This window comes from Mesorhizobium sp. M5C.F.Ca.IN.020.29.1.1 (assembly GCF_003997375.1).
In the GTDB taxonomy this organism is placed as follows: domain Bacteria; phylum Pseudomonadota; class Alphaproteobacteria; order Rhizobiales; family Rhizobiaceae; genus Mesorhizobium; species Mesorhizobium wenxiniae.
Window position 1 is genome coordinate 1 of sequence record NZ_RZSW01001078.1, and the last position, 846, is coordinate 846.

Sequence of the window (846 nt, forward strand, 5' to 3'; positions counted from 1 at the left end):
GGCGCAAGAGGCACCGCTCGCAGGCGCGCAAGTTAGAAGCCGGCGGCAGCCACCGCCGCATCGAGGCCCAGACAGCGGACGAGGCGAACAGACTGCTTGATGCGTTTTTCGAGATGAAGGAGTTCCGCTTCCGCAAGATGGGCATCGCCAACGTCTTCGGTGAGCCGGAGGTTCGTGCTTTCTTCAGCGCGTTGTTCGTCGAAGCGCTTTCCGACGACAAGCCGTCCTTCGTGTTGCATGGGCTCGAAGTCGCCGGCAAGCTTCGCGCCGTCACCGGATCGAGCCGCTCGGGAAAACGCCTGATCTGCGAGTTCGGAGCGATCGCCGACGACGACCTCGCCCATGCCAGCCCCGGCGACTTTCTGTTCTTCGACAACATCGAGGAAGCCTGCGAGACGGGATTCGATGTCTATGATTTCTCGGTCGGCGACGAACCCTACAAGCGACTGTGGTGCGATATCGAGACCCAGCATTTCGAGGTCCTGATTCCGCTGACGATGAAGGGCCGCGCGCTGGTGTTTGTCCTGCGGCAAGGCGCGCGCCTGAAAACCTTCGTCAAGAACAGCCCGACGATCTGGAAGCTGACCAAGATGCTGCGCCGCAAGACGGCCGGACAGGCAGCACGTGCCGCGGGCGAAGACGACAGCTGACCGCTGCCGAGATTTCCGGAGCGTTCGAGCAGAATTATCCAACCCGTCTCAGGCGGCGGAGCGTCGCCCGGGTACCGGCGTCCCTGGCGTTTCATAGCCGACCGGCGTCACCAGCGTCAGGTCGGGATAGCCGCTCTCGATCAGCTCGACTGCGGCCTGCGCCACCTCGTCGTTCGGCTCCAGCAGCGACAGGAAG

General features: G+C 63.2%; 1 protein-coding gene. It reads left to right on the plus strand.

The window, feature by feature from the left end:
* The coding region (locus EOA85_RS36325) for a GNAT family N-acetyltransferase (RefSeq protein WP_127212806.1) at window positions 1–650 on the plus strand (650 nt) is incomplete at its 5' end.
* Between the last annotated feature and the right edge of the window lie 196 nt (window positions 651–846).